The 16,696-nt window shown below is 46.6% G+C and carries 16 protein-coding genes; 15 read left to right on the forward strand and 1 reads right to left on the reverse strand.

Going from position 1 to position 16,696, the window contains the following annotated elements; all coding sequences use genetic code 11:
- Nucleotides 1–151 precede the first annotated feature (151 nt).
- From icd to NLX78_RS00745, 14 genes are all read left to right on the forward strand, one after another.
- Nucleotides 152–1,447 (forward strand): NADP-dependent isocitrate dehydrogenase, encoded by a 1,296-nt coding sequence (icd, locus tag NLX78_RS00680; RefSeq protein WP_069291602.1) that lies wholly within the window; start codon nucleotides 152–154, stop codon nucleotides 1,445–1,447.
- Nucleotides 1,448–1,463: 16 nt separating this feature from the next.
- Complete coding sequence (mdh, locus tag NLX78_RS00685; RefSeq protein ID WP_061828678.1) at nucleotides 1,464–2,405, forward strand: malate dehydrogenase; 942 nt, start codon at nucleotides 1,464–1,466, stop codon at nucleotides 2,403–2,405.
- Nucleotides 2,406–2,724: 319 nt separating this feature from the next.
- On the forward strand, nucleotides 2,725–3,141 hold the full coding sequence (locus tag NLX78_RS00690; protein ID WP_013370353.1) for a hypothetical protein: 417 nt from the start codon (nucleotides 2,725–2,727) through the stop codon (nucleotides 3,139–3,141).
- Nucleotides 3,142–3,358: 217 nt separating this feature from the next.
- Entirely contained in the window at nucleotides 3,359–4,228 is an 870-nt protein-coding gene (locus tag NLX78_RS00695) for an SDR family oxidoreductase (RefSeq protein ID WP_254349375.1), read from the forward strand.
- Between the two features lie 119 nt (nucleotides 4,229–4,347).
- Nucleotides 4,348–6,150 carry a two-component system histidine kinase PnpS gene (gene pnpS / locus NLX78_RS00700; RefSeq protein WP_069291604.1) on the forward strand — a complete coding sequence of 601 codons (1,803 nt, stop codon included), beginning with the start codon at nucleotides 4,348–4,350 and terminating at the stop codon, nucleotides 6,148–6,150.
- A 128-nt stretch (nucleotides 6,151–6,278) separates the two neighbouring features.
- Nucleotides 6,279–7,010 (forward strand): response regulator transcription factor, encoded by a 732-nt coding sequence (locus tag NLX78_RS00705; RefSeq protein WP_254349376.1) that lies wholly within the window; start codon nucleotides 6,279–6,281, stop codon nucleotides 7,008–7,010.
- Between the two features lie 160 nt (nucleotides 7,011–7,170).
- Entirely contained in the window at nucleotides 7,171–8,295 is a 1,125-nt protein-coding gene (locus NLX78_RS00710) for a methyl-accepting chemotaxis protein (protein ID WP_254349377.1), read from the forward strand.
- A 127-nt stretch (nucleotides 8,296–8,422) separates the two neighbouring features.
- On the forward strand, nucleotides 8,423–9,181 hold the full coding sequence (gene pstB / locus NLX78_RS00715) for a phosphate ABC transporter ATP-binding protein PstB (RefSeq protein WP_061828674.1): 759 nt from the start codon (nucleotides 8,423–8,425) through the stop codon (nucleotides 9,179–9,181).
- Nucleotides 9,182–9,220: 39 nt separating this feature from the next.
- Entirely contained in the window at nucleotides 9,221–9,880 is a 660-nt protein-coding gene (gene phoU, locus NLX78_RS00720; protein WP_025721993.1) for a phosphate signaling complex protein PhoU, read from the forward strand.
- Between the two features lie 177 nt (nucleotides 9,881–10,057).
- On the forward strand, nucleotides 10,058–12,712 hold the full coding sequence (gene polA, locus NLX78_RS00725) for a DNA polymerase I (protein ID WP_254349378.1): 2,655 nt from the start codon (nucleotides 10,058–10,060) through the stop codon (nucleotides 12,710–12,712).
- Nucleotides 12,713–12,783: 71 nt separating this feature from the next.
- Nucleotides 12,784–13,614 (forward strand): DNA-formamidopyrimidine glycosylase, encoded by an 831-nt coding sequence (gene mutM, locus NLX78_RS00730; RefSeq protein WP_061828672.1) that lies wholly within the window; start codon nucleotides 12,784–12,786, stop codon nucleotides 13,612–13,614.
- A gap of 111 nt (nucleotides 13,615–13,725) precedes the next feature.
- Complete coding sequence (locus NLX78_RS00735; RefSeq protein ID WP_254349379.1) at nucleotides 13,726–14,517, forward strand: MntP/YtaF family protein; 792 nt, start codon at nucleotides 13,726–13,728, stop codon at nucleotides 14,515–14,517.
- An 11-nt stretch (nucleotides 14,518–14,528) separates the two neighbouring features.
- Entirely contained in the window at nucleotides 14,529–15,125 is a 597-nt protein-coding gene (gene coaE / locus NLX78_RS00740) for a dephospho-CoA kinase (protein ID WP_061828670.1), read from the forward strand.
- The gene (locus NLX78_RS00745; protein ID WP_061828669.1) at nucleotides 15,122–15,685 is read left to right on the forward strand and encodes a lytic transglycosylase domain-containing protein; all 564 of its coding nucleotides are present in this window, start codon (nucleotides 15,122–15,124) and stop codon (nucleotides 15,683–15,685) included. Before coaE ends, NLX78_RS00745 begins: the two co-directional genes overlap by 4 nt.
- Nucleotides 15,686–15,803: 118 nt before the next feature.
- On the opposite strand, the gene NLX78_RS00750 is transcribed toward NLX78_RS00745, so the two are convergent.
- A complete protein-coding gene (locus tag NLX78_RS00750; RefSeq protein WP_013309613.1) occupies nucleotides 15,804–16,028 on the reverse strand; it encodes an alpha/beta-type small acid-soluble spore protein in 225 nt (74 codons plus the stop codon).
- 105 nt (nucleotides 16,029–16,133) lie between these two features.
- Between NLX78_RS00750 and nrdR the strand changes: the two genes are divergently transcribed.
- Nucleotides 16,134–16,601, forward strand: a complete 468-nt coding sequence (gene nrdR / locus NLX78_RS00755; RefSeq protein WP_013309614.1) for a transcriptional regulator NrdR — start codon at nucleotides 16,134–16,136, stop codon at nucleotides 16,599–16,601.
- Nucleotides 16,602–16,696: the final 95 nt, after the last annotated feature.

Genomic DNA, 16,696 nt, shown 5'->3' on the forward strand with positions numbered 1-16,696 from the left:
CCCTTTGTCGAAGGAAGATTGAGGTTGTATACCCTGAATTTAAAAAATAAGGTACAATAGAGGGGACGACGAGAGATGTACGTTTTTGTCTGTGATAAAGATCATGTCTTTCGTCCTGTACCCATTCATATCTGAGGAGGAAAAGGAACTTATGGCGAAATTTGAAAAGTTTGAGCTCCCAACTGAAGGCGAAAAAATTACGATTGATAACGGTCAACTACGGGTTCCGAACCATCCGGTAATTCCGTTTATCGAAGGTGACGGCACGGGTCGCGATATCTGGAAAGCTTCCAAGCGCGTACTGGACGCAGCTGTAGAAAAAGCATATAACGGCAGCAAAAAGATTGCCTGGTATGAAGTATTCGCTGGTGAGAAAGCTTTCAATACATACGGCGAATGGCTCCCTAACGATACTTTGGAAGCCATCCGTGAGTATATTGTAGCCATCAAAGGTCCACTTACGACACCTATTGGCGGTGGTATCCGTTCGTTGAATGTGGCATTGCGGCAAGAACTGGATTTATACGTATGTCTGCGTCCTGTTCGTTATTTTAACGGTGTTCCTTCTCCAGTGAAACGTCCTGAATTGGTAGACATGGTTATTTTCCGTGAAAACACAGAAGATATTTACGCGGGGATCGAGTATGCTGAAGGGTCCGAAGACGTGAAAAAGGTTATTCAGTTCCTCCAACAAGAGCTGGGTGTGAACAAAATTCGTTTCCCTGAAACCTCTGGTATCGGCATTAAGCCAGTTTCTTCCGAGGGTTCAAAGCGTCTAGTACGGGCAGCCATTCAGTATGCTGTTGACCACGGACGCAAGAGTGTAACGCTTGTTCACAAAGGTAACATTATGAAATTTACCGAGGGCGCCTTCAAAAACTGGGGTTATGAAGTGGCTGAGGAAGAATTTGCAGATAAAGTATTTACTTGGGCCCAATATGATGTAATCAAGGAAAAAGACGGTGAGGATGCGGCAAATGCAGCTCAAAAAGCAGCTGAAGATGCAGGCAAAATCATTATTAAGGATGCGATTGCTGATATTGCACTTCAGCAAGTACTGACTCGTCCTTCTGAATTTGATGTAATTGCTACGCTCAACCTGAACGGGGACTATCTGTCCGATGCTCTTGCTGCCCAAGTTGGTGGAATTGGTATTGCGCCAGGTGCAAACATTAACTATGTAACAGGGCATGCTATCTTTGAAGCTACACATGGTACAGCTCCAAAATACGCCGACAAAGACGTAGTGAACCCTGGTTCCGTAATTCTGTCGGGCGTAATGTTGCTTGAACACTTGGGTTGGAAAGAAGCGGCTGACCTGATTTACAAAGGGCTGGAGACGTCCATTAATAAGAAGATTGTAACTTATGACTTTGCTCGTCTGATGGATGGTGCTACACAAGTGAAATGCTCCGAGTTCGCAGATACCATTATTAGTAACCTGTAAGGAAGGGGAATACCACTTGTCCATTCAACGTAAAAAAATATCCATTGTTGGCGCCGGTTTTACCGGTGCCACTACCGCATTGCTGCTGGCTCAAAAGGAGCTAGGTGATATCGTACTGATCGATATTCCGCAACTAGAGAATCCGACCAAAGGCAAGGCGCTTGATATTTTGGAGGCCGGTCCGGTACAGGGATTTGACAGCCAGATCACGGGCACTTCCAGTTACGAGGATGCAGCTAACTCGGATATCGTCATTATTACTGCCGGGATTGCACGCAAGCCGGGTATGAGCCGTGATGATTTGGTAAATACGAACGCAGGAATTGTAAAATCCGTTTGTGAGAACGTGAAGAAGTATGCGCCGGATTCTATCGTCATTATTCTGAGTAATCCGGTAGATGCTATGACCTATACTGCTTATCAAACGCTTGGGTTCCCGAAAAATCGGGTTATTGGCCAATCAGGTGTGCTGGATACAGCGCGATATTGTACATTTATTGCACAAGAACTGAACGTTTCCGTCGAAGACGTACGCGGCTTCGTTATGGGTGGTCACGGTGATGATATGGTGCCCCTGGTACGCTATTCCAGCGTTGGAGGTATACCTATCGAAACCCTGATTTCGCAGGAACGTATCGAAGCAATCGTACAACGGACACGCGGTGGTGGCGGTGAGATCGTCAACCTGTTGGGTAATGGTAGCGCATATTATGCACCGGCAGCTTCGCTTGCACAGATGACAGAAGCGATTGTAAAAGATAAAAAACGGATTATCCCGGTCATTGCCTATCTGGAGGGAGAGTACGGCTATCAGGATTTGTTCCTTGGCGTACCGACACTTCTTGGCGGTAATGGTATCGAAAAAGTGTTCGAGTTGGAATTGACAGCCGAAGAAAAAGCAGCGCTCGATCAATCCGCCGAATCGGTCCGCAGTGTGATTAAAATAGTTACTGTATAGATTCAATTTTCTACTAAAACGGTATACTTTTATTTGAAGAGGTGTTCCCAAGCCATAGTCATGGCCATCGGACACCTCTTTTACTTTTAAACGGAATATAAGGAATCTATTCGTTTTCTTTCTTATTTCCTTTGCTTTGGACCACTTCCCCGGTATAATAGAGTTCATATGCATGGATAGTTACATGAGGATTTTTCAAAAATCCTTACATAGAAAAGCATGTCCCAAAACACTGAAAAGATGGTAGTCATTCGTTGGAATATGATCGTTCTATGGAAAAAGAGTTTGTGTGAAAACAAAGAAATGGAGGTTATAAAGAATGTTTTTTATTCACATTATTGGATCACTGGCGATGGGTTTTTATTTATTGCTCCCCTTCGTTGTGGGCAAAATCGACAAATTGGCTCCAAGTGCGCAGGAAGGGACGATATCGGCTGTACAGCTATTAAACCGTCTGGCTCAATTTGCACTGATTCTTGTACTTATTAGCGGCATCTATATGATTTTTGTTTGGGATTCTTATTCGGTAGCATGGATCGTTGTTGTGTTGGTGTTGTTTCTTGCCATTTCTGGTATTGCTGGTGCTATGGGTAAGCCATTACGCTTGTCACTGGAAGCGGTTCGTAACCAACAGCCGATTACGCAATACGCTGGTAAAATGCGGATGTTCAGCACGCTGCTGGCTGTCTTCATGATTCTAATTACGATTTTAATGGTATACAGCCATATTATTTAATTATGCATTTGGTGAAAGCCTATAATCGAATGATGACAAATGCTAAATTGAAAAAAAAACGGTCTGTGCTGAATAAGCATAGGCCGTTTTTTGTGCGCTCAAATAACTACATTTTTCTTTTTTCGTTTAACGAATAACTTTGTGTGGTAAATCAGGAGTAGAGTGGATGCAAATGTTGCATCCTAAAAAATATCTAATTTTGAAGGGAGAATGTACAATGCCTAAAAGTAATCAACCTCAGCAAACCTTGCCCCCACAGCATCAGGACCAGCAACCGGGGATTGAATCCAAAATGACGCCTGCACCTCAGTTTGAAAAACCAACTTACAAAGCAGCTGACAAGCTCACAGGCAAAGTTGCACTTATTACTGGTGGAGACAGTGGAATTGGGCGGGCTGTAGCTGTCACGTATGCCAAAGAAGGTGCGGACGTAGCTATCATCTACTTGAATGAGCATAAGGATGCGGAAGAAACAAAACGTCAGGTAGAGCAGGAGGGGCGCAAATGCGTATTGATTCCTGGCGATATCGGAGATGACCAATTTGCCAAAAAAGCGGTTCAACAGACGGTTAACGAGTTGGGCAAGCTCGACATTGTCGTGAACAATGCGGCAGAGCAACATCCACAACAAAAGCTGGAGGATATCACCAAAGAACAGTTGGAGCGCACGTTCCGTACGAATATTTTCGGTATGTTCTTCCTGACGCAAGCAGCATTGCCGCATTTGAAGAAAGGGAGCACGATCGTCAATACAACATCGATTACCGCGTACGCTGGGAACAAGACACTCATTGACTATTCATCGACCAAAGGGGCGATCACATCCTTTACTCGTTCCCTTTCACTCAATTTGGCGGATCAAGGTATTCGGGTGAACGCTGTAGCACCAGGGCCAATCTGGACGCCGTTAATCCCGTCTACCTTTGATGCCAAGACGGTCAGCGAGTTTGGAGGAGCACAGCCAATGAAGCGTCCGGGTCAGCCGGAAGAATTGGCGCCAGCCTATGTGTACCTTGCTTCTGATGATTCTTCATATGTAAGCGGGCAGGTTATTCATATCAATGGCGGTGAAGTTATAAACGGATAAGAGGACAAAGGAAAGGCTGGGGCCGTGTTATGCCCTGGCCTTTTTTCTTTTCACAGTGGAACATAATGAAGGTAGCCTGTAGAATGAGACTTAACATACATAAAGGATGGGCATATTTTATGAAATCGTTTCGTTTCAGGCTTACCCTGATCATGCTGATTTTGATTGGCGTATCTGTCCTTGCTGCTGGAATCACGATGGGACAAATTTTTAAAAATTCGAATATGAAGGTGCTAGAGGAGAACATGGGACGGGAGATTGACCTGCTTCGCGCTACATTCCCTTTTGTGAATGCAGATGCCCTGTCCAGTACGGATTATGTCTCTTATTATTCTCAAAAGGCGAAGGAAATTGCTCGTCTGACGGAATCGCGGGTGACCTTCATTCGCAAGGACGGGACGGTGGTTGGCGATTCGTTAAGCGATCCGCGTAAGATGGAAAACCACGCATCTCGTGAAGAAATTCAGCAAGCCTCAACAGAGAGAATCGGACGCACGATTCGTTACAGCGAAACCTTGCAGCGGAACATGCTATACGTTGCAGAGCCTGTTGTATCGGACAAGGGCTTTGACGGATATATCCGTTTGTCCATGAGTCTGAAAGCGGTGGAGGAGGGAGTACGCCGCGGCTGGACGGCTATCGGGATTGGACTCGTGTTGCTATTTCTTGCTGCTGGATTGGTGAGCTATCGTATTGCCCGCAGTCTGACCTCGCCTATTGAGCATATTACAGGGGTAGCCAACCGCATTTCAGGACTGGATTATGACGCCAGGGTTGGTGTGCAGCGCCGGGACGAAGTAGGGCAACTGGGGGAAGCCATTAATCGTATGGCTGACAGTCTCCAAAACCAAATGAAAACGATACGTGACAATGAGGATCTTCTCCAGAGCGTCATGAGTAATATGACAGGCGGGATTCTAATGATTGATGCAAGTGAGTGTATTGCGCTTGTAAACCGTGAGTCTGAGCGAATGCTCGGTGTCGTGGGTAAACGGGTGACGGACAAGCCGTATCATGAGCTGAAGAAGCACTATGAGCTCACAAAGCTAATTGAGGGTAGCATACAAAGCCGAGAGAGGCTGCATGGTGAGGTTCATTTGTACAATCCCGAGGAGAGACTCGTGTTGCTGGATGGTGTCCCGATGTATGAGGATGAAGGCGGATACCGGGGGATGCTGTTCCTTTTACAGGATATTACGGCCATTCGACGGTTGGAAAATATGCGGAGCGAATTTGTGGCAAACGTTTCTCATGAGCTAAAAACACCAATTGCAGCAGTCAAGGGTTTTGCCGAGACGTTACTCGGTGGCGGGGTTAAAGATGAGGAGACGGCCCGTTCATTTTTGCAAATTATATATGATGAAAGCGAACGATTGAATCGGCTGATCGGTGACATTCTGGAGCTATCCAAAATTGAATCCAAGCGTTCTCCACTGGATTGCTCGCCGGTGCACGTTTCGTCGTTCATAGAATCACTGCTGGAAAAACTGAACAATGTAGCTGCAAAAAAAAGAATTACGCTGCATATGGATATCCCGGATGAGCTGTTTATGGAGGCAGATGAAGATAAGCTTCAGCAGATTTTCCTGAACCTTTTGTCTAATGGCATCAACTATACACTTGATGGTGGCAAGGTAAAGATTAAGGTTTTAACGATCCAGCGGGAGAATGACACGGAAAAGGTCGTATTTACAGTCAGTGATACAGGTATTGGAATTCCAAAGAAGGACCTGCCACGTATCTTTGAACGCTTTTACCGGGTGGACAAAGGACGCTCGCGTAACTCTGGCGGAACGGGACTGGGATTGTCGATCGTCAAACACTTGATCGATTTGCATCATGGCACCCTTTCGGTGGAAAGTGAGCTTGGATTGGGTACCACATTTACAGTTGAATTACCGCTATTGCAACAGGAAGAATGAACTATAACCTTTTTTACATTCTGTTAACAATGCCGTGATAAAATAAACGGGTGTCGCATGAGTGTGGAAAAGGTTTCTGGATTTTGACCAATGCACCTTTAACAGGTAAACAGGAGATGAAGTTATTTATGGGACAACGCTTGCTGGTTATTGAGGATGAACCAACGCTTGCCAGATTGCTATCCTACAATTTGATACAAGAAGGTTTTGAGGTGGACACGGAGGATCATGGCAGTGCCGGGTTTGAAAAAGCCTCCAGAGAGTTCTACGATTTGATCCTGCTGGATTTGATGCTGCCGGGAATGAACGGACTGGACATTCTGAGCAGACTTCGCCATCAGGGGCTGACAACGCCTATCATTATTTTAACGGCCAAAAACGGCGAGGCCGAGGTTGTCCAAGGGCTGAAGTCGGGTGCAGATGATTACATCACGAAGCCTTTTGGCGTTTCTGAGCTGTTGGCCCGTGTAACGGCTGTGCTGCGAAGAACTTCCGGCGGGGATGAAGGAGTGCTGTCTGATCAGAAAGATAGCTCCAGAATTCAATTGGGTGAGCTGGAAATTTACCCTGAAAAATATGAAGTCATTCTTGGAGGTCAGTCCATCAGCCTCAGACCAAAGGAATTTGAGGTACTTCTTTATTTGTCCCGCAAGCCGGGTGTGGTATTGACTCGGGATGATCTGATGAATGCTGTCTGGGGTTTTGACTACATTGGCGGTCAACGAACCGTGGATGTGCACGTCAGTTCCTTACGTAAAAAGCTGGAGCTGGATCCAGACTCGGTTCATATCGATTCGATCCGTGGAGTGGGGTACAAGCTGGTTGTAAATAAAAAAAGAAGCGCTTCTCATTTATTATAAATGAGGAGCGTTTTTTCTTTATCCAGGGAAGTGACCGACGACTTTTGTGTCCATTTCGTGATTTTACATTTCATTAACAAAAATAGACGCTAGAATCAACAAATGACCGATATGATGTTCCCGTCACTCCAAGTAGTTAAAAAAAGGGGACTTCAGAACGATGATAACGGAACCAAAGACCCAGCCGAGTTCCACTGCCGTGATTGAACGTGAAGCATACAAGCCGATTACTACCTATGTGCCATGCCGGAAGGTTCCGATCATTGGTACGGATATGACTTGTAAAGAACTGTTAGCGCTTATGAAAACACAGGAGGATATTCCTTGTGTCATTGTTGTGGATAAAAATGATCTTCCATTGGGCATTATTATGAGAGATGCGTACAATCGCCATTTTACGGGCAGATTTGCTGCGGCGTTGTTCTATGACAAGCCTGCGGCCATATTTGCTGACCCCGATACATTAATTGTGGATCTGAAAAGCCGGGCATCGGACATTGTGGAATTGGCGATGCTGCGCGAAGATCAGCGTTTTTACGATTGTGTGTTGATAAAGGAAGGAACACGGTTACTCGGCGTACTTACGATTCGTGATATCCTGTCCGTCGTGCAGCGAATGCAAAGAGAAGCGGACGAAGAGCGGGGCGATGTGATTCGGCATAGCTATGACGGAGTCCAGCGTATTCAGCTCACTGTGCTGGATGCAGCTAAAGAGGCCGATGACAGTGTGCGCCTAACCCGCTCAATGAGTGAATTATCCCGCCGTGGCAAAGTAGAACTGGAGGATGTTTTGCTCTCCTATCGTGCAGTCACGGAGCAAATGAAGCGTCAGCATGAGCAGATGACGGCGTTGACCCAATCGCTGAATGACATTGCGGGCATGGCCTCTTCCATTCGTGCATTGGCAGATCACAGCGGACTGCTGGCGATCAACGCGTCCATTGAAGCGGCACATGCTGGCGAACACGGACGAGGCTTCCAGATTGTGTCTCAGGAGGTGCGGAATATGTCACTCCAGACGAAAGCCTTTTCCACACAGATTACAGGCTTACTCACCCATATCGAGCAAATGCTGCGTGACACCGCTGAACTGACGGATACGAGTATGCAGCAGATTCATACAGGCTCTCAATATATTTCTGCCGGAACACAAACTTTTGCCAAACTACTGCAGGCTGTCAATGAAATTGAAGCCAAAAACAGTGAAATGTCCCGTTCCGCAGAGGAAGCGGCTTTGAATGCAGCCGAAATAGCGCATGAGCTAGAGCTCATGTTAAGTTCTTGATCATTTTACATACCGTTAACAAATCCACCACACTAAATTTACACACAGCTTATATAATCTTCATATTGTGCAAATCAGGTGCAATGCTTGAGGATCATAACTGCAACACGAAGGAGATCATAAATCCATGAATGATTCCGTAATCCGGATCGATAAGCTGAATTTATATTATGAGAAATTTCACGCGCTGAAACATATAAACCTCGATATTCCTGAAAAAACGGTAACTGCCTTCATCGGCCCGTCCGGATGCGGCAAATCAACCCTGCTGCGTACGCTGAACCGGATGAATGACATGATACCGGGAACGCGTATTGAAGGCACTGTGAGTATCGCAGGTCAGGATATATACGGCGATACTATGGAAGTAGAAACTCTGCGTAAGCAGGTGGGAATGGTTTTTCAACAGCCTAACCCATTTCCCAAATCCATTTATGATAACGTGGCCTACGGCCCGCGTCTTCATGGAATTCGGCAAAAGGACAAGTTGGACGAATTGGTTGAGCAAAGCCTGCGGCAGGCGGCACTCTGGGAAGAGGTCAAGGATTTTCTGAAGCGTTCTGCTCTGAGTTTATCCGGTGGACAACAGCAACGGTTGTGTATTGCCCGGGCGCTTGCTGTACAGCCAGATATTTTGCTTATGGACGAGGCGACATCTGCGCTGGATCCGATCTCCACGATGAAAATTGAAGAACTGGTTCAGGAATTGCGAGACACGTATACCATTGTCATGGTGACGCATAACATGCATCAGGCAGCGCGTGTGTCCGGTCGAACTGCGTTCTTTTTGAATGGTGTTGTGGTGGAAGCGGCGGATACACAGACGATGTTTTCCACGCCGCAAGATTCACGTACGGAAGATTATATTTCAGGGCGATTTGGCTAAAGCCTACCAGATGAATATGCCAGAAGGGGTGACTTCGAAATGATACGTAGAAAAGGTTTTGATGAAGGGTTAGATGAACTGAGAGCCGTACTGCGCGAAATGGGTGCACACGTTTCGAAGGCGCTCGATCAGGCCATTGAATGTTTGCAGACCAAAAATACAGAATTGGCTCAGCAGGTGGTCAAAAATGATGCATCCCTTAATACGCTGGAAGAGAATATTCTCGATATGGGTTCCAAGCTCATTATTACCCAGCAACCGGTAGCAAAGGATTTGCGCCGGATCATTGTTGCATTTAAAATTTCCAGTGATCTGGAACGAATGGGCGATTTGGCGCTTGATATTGCCAAGGTGACACTTCGCTTGGAAGGGCAGCAGATCATTAAGCCGCTGGTGGATATTCCGCACATGGCTTCCATTGTTAAAGAAATGATAGATGATGCGATCAAATCCTATCTGGATGAAAATACAGATCTGGCCTATAAAATGGCCAAAGAGGATGATCGAGTAGATTCCATGTATAGCCACATGATCAGCGATCTGTATGCCTTTATGGTAGAAAAGCCGGCAGAGGCTTCACAAGCCATGCTGCAACTGCTTGTAGGACGATACATTGAACGAATTGGTGACCATGCTACGAATATCGGTGAAAGCACTGTATATCTCGTGACAGGGGAGAGACCAGATTTGAACCAGTAGAGCTTTCAGGTATATAGCGGTTGTTTCTGACCCAGACTTGTCTTTGAGCAAAAGGCAAATTTGGTTAGGAAGCAGCCGTTTTTTTCTGAAAAAGGAGTCTTGTATGTTAAGATAGGAAGAGGAATGCGTAAAACGTAAGAACGTTACGAATGCATTGATGAACTTGCGAGGTGCTAAATGGATAAACTCATGCTTATAGATGGCAACAGTATCATTTACCGGGCGTTTTTTGCTATGCCACCGTTAACGAATTCGAGCGGGCAGCAGACGAACGCGGTGTACGGATTTACGACGATGTTATTGCGGCTCTTGGAGGAGCACAAACCAACACATATTCTGGTTGCCTTCGATGCCGGTAAAATAACGTTTCGCCATAAAGGATACGAGGATTACAAAGGTGGACGGGAGAAAACACCGACAGAGCTGTCCCAGCAATTTCCGTTGCTGAAAGAGCTATTGACCGCTTTCGGCATTGCTCAGTTTGAACTGGATGGCTATGAGGCGGACGATATTATAGGCACCCTCTCCAAGACAGCGGACGAAGCCGGTTTCAATGTGCTGGTCGTGACCGGGGACAAGGATATGCTTCAATTGGCTTCAGATCATGTCACAGTCGGCTTGACCCGCAAAGGGGTTACTGAGGTGGAGACGTATGGACCTGAGCAAATTCAGGAACGATATGGCCTGAAGCCGCTGCAAATTATTGACCTTAAGGGTCTAATGGGTGATACGTCGGATAATATTCCAGGCATTCCAGGCGTAGGTGAAAAAACAGCGCTCAAGCTGCTTCATCAATATGGTTCAGTGGAAGAGGTGCTGGCGCACACGAATGAGCTGAAGGGCAAAATGAAAGAACGCGTAGAGACACATGCTGATGATGCGCGAATGAGCAAAGATTTGGCGACCATTTATCGGGATGTAACGTTGGACAAGCAGCTGGAAGATGTGGCCTTTGGCGGGCTGCAAGCAGAAACGGCCGGGCCAGCTCTGGCGAAGCTAGAGTTCAAGTCCTTGCTGGAGCGTTTATCCTTTTCAGGTGAGGTTGGCAGTACTGGGGTAGACGTAGAGGAAGCCGCGGCTGACGTAACAGTGCTGGATGAGCAGCGGATTAGCGAATTGGTAGAAGTGTTGGATCATCTAGATGTACTGCATGTTGAGACGCATGGTGATAATCCGCATCATGCTGACATCGTAGGTCTGATATTTGCCGCAACGGGACAGCAGTTTTTTATGACACTGGATGTACTGCAAAGCGATGCAGCTTCATCTATTCGCGAATGGCTTGCTGACCCTGAACGCAAAAAACGTGGTCATGATCTGCATCGTACGGATTTGGCTTTACACTGGCATGGAATTGAGTTTGCAGGTGCCGAGTTTGATGTGCAACTGGCGGGATACTTGCTGGACCCGACCGATGCAAACCAGACATTGAGCGGATTGGCAGCCAAATATGGTTTGTCTTCGATCCGTCCAGACGAAGAAGTGTTCGGTAAAGGAGCTAAATATAAAGTCCCTGACGTGGATGTACTGTCCGATCATGTGGCGCGTAAGGCAGCGGTGATTGAAGCTTTGGTGCCTGTACAGCAGGCGGAGCTGGAAAAAACGGAAATGCACAAGCTGTTTCATGAGCTGGAGATGCCGTTGTCCCGCATTTTGGCGGATATGGAGAAGCAGGGCATTTTGGTGAACGTAGAAGAACTGCGCGCTTTGGGGAAAGAATTTGAAGCCCAGATTGCAACGTTGGTGGGTGAAATCTACAGCATTGCTGGAGTAGAGTTCAATCTGAATTCGCCCAAGCAGTTGGGTGAGATTTTGTTTGATAAACTGGGTTTACCTGTCATTAAAAAGACTAAAACGGGGTACTCGACCGATGCGGAGGTATTGGAAAAGCTGGCCCCCTATCATGATATTGTGCAAAATATTTTGCAGTACCGCACCATTGCCAAACTCCAATCGACGTATGTCGAAGGTTTGCTGAAAGAAATTTCGGAGAAAACGGGTAAGGTGCATACGTATTTCCGACAGACGGTTGCAGCAACTGGACGCTTGAGCAGTCAATTTCCGAATTTGCAAAACATTCCGATTCGTCTTGAAGAGGGTCGCAAAATCCGAAAAGTATTTGTTCCGTCCGAACCGGGCTGGTCTATTTTGGCGGCAGACTACTCACAGATCGAGCTGCGGGTGCTGGCTGATATTTCGGATGATGAACGTTTGAAGGAGGCCTTTGTCCACGATATGGACATCCATACCAAGACCGCATCCGATGTGTTTGGGGTAGCAGCGGAAGATGTGGACTCCAATATGCGGCGTTCTGCGAAGGCAGTCAACTTTGGGATTGTCTATGGGATCAGTGATTATGGTCTGTCACAAAATTTGAATATTACGCGGAAGGAAGCGGCTCGTTTTATCGACCAGTATTTTGATGTGTTCCAAGGCGTTCGCCGTTACATGGATGATATTGTGAAGGATGCGAAGCGGGACGGCTACGTAAAAACGCTGTTAGAACGCAGACGCTATTTACCGGAGATTAACGCCAGCAATTTCAACCTGCGTTCATTCGCTGAGCGTACAGCGATGAATACGCCGATTCAAGGTACCGCAGCCGATATTATCAAGTTGGCGATGGTACAGATGGATGAGGTCTTACGTGAACGTAAACTTCGCAGCAGAATGCTGCTCCAAGTACATGATGAGCTTGTGTTCGAGGTTCCGCCTGAGGAAATGGAAACGATGAAAGAGCTTGTCCCGGCTACCATGGAAGCCGCATTAAAGCTGGCTGTGCCGCTCAAAGCCGAAGTGAGCTATGGCAGCAATTGGTATGAGGCCAAGTAATATATTTCAATGAGTAGATAGTCCCAATTTGACGCTGCTTCCGTTATAATATAGGGTGAGGTGAAGACATCATGCCGGAATTACCGGAAGTAGAAACCATTAAACGAACGCTAAACGAGCTTATCGTTGATAAACATATAGATCATGTCACCGTTAATTTGCCGCGGATCATTCAACGGCCCGATGATATCCACGCTTTTGCGATGGAATTGGCCGATCACCGGATTACAGGGGTTGAGAGACGCGGGAAGTTTCTGCGGATTTTGCTGGACGGGCTGGTGCTGGTCTCCCATCTTCGAATGGAAGGGCGATATGGATTGTATTCGCAACATGATCCTGTGGAAAAGCATACCCATGTCATCTTTCATTTTAAAGATGGTACGGAGCTGCGTTATCAGGATGTGCGCCAGTTTGGCACAATGCACTTATTTCCGGCAGGACAGGATTTGCTGGAAAAGCCGCTGAACAAGCTCGGTTTGGAACCGATGGACGAGGCCTTTACACCCGAAATGCTGCGTGTCGCTGTTGGAACTCGTTCGACTTCGATCAAGGCAGCGCTGTTAAACCAGTCATATGTGGTGGGCATTGGGAATATTTATGTAGATGAATCGTTGTTTAAGGCGGGGATTCATCCAGCACAGCCAGCCAAAAGCCTAACGGATAGCCAATTTCATGTCTTGCATGAAGCTATTGTCTCCACGCTGGGTGCGTCGATTCAGGTTGGAGGCTCGTCCATTAAATCGTTCGTTAATGGACAGGGGAAAACGGGCGACTTCCAGCATCAATTGCAAATCTATGGACGTAACGCGAAGCCTTGTGTTAACTGTGGCACATTGATCGAAAAATCTGTCGTAGCCGGACGTGGCACACATCATTGTCCGGTCTGCCAGCCTCTGCGCTAAACAGGCACAGTCACCCCAAGCCCATCCCTCTCATATATTGTTCCAAGTACCAATACTGCGGAGGGTTTCGGTTGTTATAAGGCCCTGCCTTCGCAATGGGAGGGAATTGGAGTGGCTAATCATTGGGGAGCCCTGCTGTTACTGGCATTTGCGCTAAGTTTGGACAGTTTCGGAGTCGGTGTTACATATGGACTGCGCAAAATGAAAATTCCACTGTTGTCGATTGCTATCATCTCCATATGTTCAGGTTTGGTGATCGGCATATCCATGCAATTGGGCGCATTACTATCTCATGTTCTGTCTCCTGTATATACGACCGTTTTCGGCGCTGTCATCCTGATCTGTATCGGCTGTTACTCTTTGATTCAAGCTCTGCACCGCAAAGAGGATTCGCCAGAGGATTCAGCGGAAGCCTCTCGGCGGCTGCTTCTTACAGAACAGACTGATCCAGTGAGCAGATCTGTTCTTGGAGAGAAGAAGAGTATAGAGGATGCTGATACAGAGTCTTTCCTTAGCTCAAGAAAAGATCTGTCGGCAGAAGCTTCTGTGGAGCAGCAGGAGCGAACGCTATTTTCTCTGGAGTTCCGCAAATGGGGACTTGTTATTCGGATTCTTCGAAGTCCGTCTGCTGCGGATATGGACCGTTCCGGCAGTATATCTGCTACCGAAGCGGTTTGGCTGGGCATTGCATTATCGGTCGATGCGTTCGGAGCGGGACTCGGGGCAGCTATGCTTGGTTTTCAGCCACTGTCTACTGCGCTGGCTATTACGTTATTCAGTGGAACATTTTTAATTGCAGGGATGAAGGCAGGCTTCTTTCTATCAGCATTTCGATTTATGAAGGCGCTGGGTGTATTGCCGGCATTATTACTGATTATGATGGGCATATTGAAGCTGTTATGAGGTGAAAGAGCATGAATATCGGATTAACCGGAGGTATTGCTACCGGAAAAAGCACCGTGTCGGCTCTTTTGGTCGCCAAAGGTGCGCTGCTGATCGACGCAGATGCCATTGCCCGGGAAGTCATGCTTCCGGGGCATCCGGTGCTGGCGGCGGTCATACAGCATTTTGGACAAGCTATAGTGAACAATGACGGAACCCTGCACCGCAAAAAACTGGGTGAGATTGTATTCGGAGACCCTGCCCAGCGGCAGGCACTTAACGATATTACACATCCTGCTATTCGTGAGGAAATGCGTATGCGCATGGAAGCATATGAACGGGAACAGCCGGACAAGCTTGTTTTGGCAGATATCCCGTTACTGTACGAGTCCGGGCTGGAGAGCTTGTACGAGGAAATTATGGTTGTGTACGTACCACGTGATATTCAGCTCCAGCGTCTGATGCTCAGAGACGGTCTGACGGAGGAGCAAGCTGGACTTAGGCTGTCCGCACAAATGGATATTGAACAAAAGAAAAGCTTGGCCGATATCGTTATCGATAATAGCGGAACACAGACTGAGACGAAGCGACAAATTGATCAATTTTGGCAGCGGAAGGGACTTGCATGAATATTTTGCGAAAGAAAAGAGTCCTGCTCACTTTGTTTGTCGGGTTTGTCCTGATCCTGTTCCTTAATTCAAATTGGATGTCCTGGTTTTATCCAATTCAATATAAGGATGAGATTCGGCAGTATTCACAAACGTATGAAGTGGACCCATTTTTGGTGGCGTCTATTATCCGTGTAGAAACCAATTTTAAAACCAGCAAGCAGTCGCATAAGGGTGCACTGGGCCTGATGCAGATTATGCCGAATACGGCAAATTGGATTATGGACAGCGCCCAGATTCAAAAGGTTCCGCTGGACAGTGTCAAGCACGAGCCTGGCACCAATATTGAGCTGGGAACCTGGTATTTGCATAACCTATCCATAAAGTTTCAGGATAATCCTGTAGCAATCGTAGCTGCTTACAATGCAGGGCCGGGTAAAGTTCAAGAGTGGCTGGATAAGGGAGTGTGGGATGGAAAAGAAGAGTCCATTAAGCAAATCCCTTTTGGTGAGACACGACATTATGTACAGCGGGTCATTTATTACTACAGGCAATACACGAAAATTTATAATGATTTTTAAATGACAAGTTAATGACATGATGAGCCTTTTCGCTTTAAAATGAAAAAAGCGCAGGACAGGCTGTTTTTAGCAGCCCATCCATACACTTTATCTTGTTATTTCTGCATTATTACCGCGATTATTGGTATTGACCTGCCAATTGTTGTTCGGCGATCGTTACGAGGCGTTTTGTGATGTAGCCCCCGATCGAACCGTTCTCATAGGAAGTCATGTTACCTTGGTAACCATCTTGAGGAATGCTGATACCCAGCTCTTGAGCGATTTCATATTTCATTTGCTCCAGAGCGCCGGAGGATCTGCTGACTACCAGATTGTTGGAGTTGCCATTGTTTCCTTGTGCCATTGTTGTTCACCTCCTCGCGATATGGTAAACATATTATGATCTGTTTTGACAAAATTATTACTAAAAATCTACGGGAATTTATTGGAAAAAGAAAGTGGTGAGATTATGAAATGTCCGTATTGTGCCTACAACGGCACGAAAGTGTTGGATTCGCGACCTGCGAATGATAACAAGTCCATCCGTCGCCGCCGTGAATGTGAGCAGTGTGCCAGGCGTTTTACCACCTTTGAAATGGTGGAGGAAACCCCGCTCATGGTCATCAAAAAAGACGGCAGCCGTGAAGAGTTTAGTCGTGATAAAATGCTGCGCGGTCTCATTCGAGCCTGCGAGAAGCGCCCAGTATCCGTCGAGCAACTGGATATGATCGTATCCCAGGTAGAGAATGCTATCCGCAACACAGCAGCCACAGAAGTGGATAGCCAGCAGATCGGTGAGCTGGTCATGGAACAGCTTTACCCAGTGGATGAAGTCGCCTACGTACGTTTTGCGTCCGTCTATCGTCAGTTTAAAGACATCAATATGTTTATGAAGGAACTGAAAACACTATTATCTAAAGATACAGCCAGCGACTGATCGCTGACTGTATCTTTCTTGGGACAAAGTGGGAAGATGATTATATTTTTTTTATAAAAGTATTGACACAGGAATAAAAATTTTATATGATATAG

The organism is Paenibacillus sp. Lou8.1 (genome assembly GCF_024213565.1).
Classification (GTDB): Bacteria; Bacillota; Bacilli; order Paenibacillales; family Paenibacillaceae; genus Paenibacillus; species Paenibacillus polymyxa_B.